This is a genomic window from Parabacteroides sp. AF27-14, from assembly GCF_003635425.1.
In the GTDB taxonomy this organism is placed as follows: domain Bacteria; phylum Bacteroidota; class Bacteroidia; order Bacteroidales; family Tannerellaceae; genus Parabacteroides; species Parabacteroides distasonis.
On sequence record NZ_QTLZ01000045.1, the window covers coordinates 1 to 345 of the forward strand.

Consider the following 345-nt stretch of genomic DNA (forward strand, 5'->3'; position numbering starts at 1 on the left):
CTCCTCGCTCCTCAGTTCTATGTCCTTATTTCTCTTCTCCAACTAATTTTCAACTTTCAATTCTCAATTCCCAAGTTCCAACTGGTTCTTCACCAACTTATAGTAAGTCCCCCGCAAGGCCGTGAGCTCTTGATGCGTCCCTTCCTCCACGACGCGTCCCTTGTCCAGCACCACGATCTTGTCGGCGTCACGTACCGTGCTTAGCCGATGCGCCACGACCACCACGGTCCGTCCTTTGTAGAAGGCGTGCAACTGCTCCATGATCTCCCGCTCGTTGTTTGCGTCCAAGGCGTTCGTGGCCTCGTCCAGGAAGATGAAGTCGGGATTCTTGTACACCGCCCGGGC

1 pseudogene is annotated in these 345 nt (G+C 54.5%); it reads right to left on the minus strand.

Annotated features, from left to right (window positions below):
- Positions 1-63 precede the first annotated feature (63 nt).
- Positions 64-345 (minus strand): annotated as a pseudogene (locus DWY79_RS23200) (peptidase domain-containing ABC transporter); the annotation flags it as partial.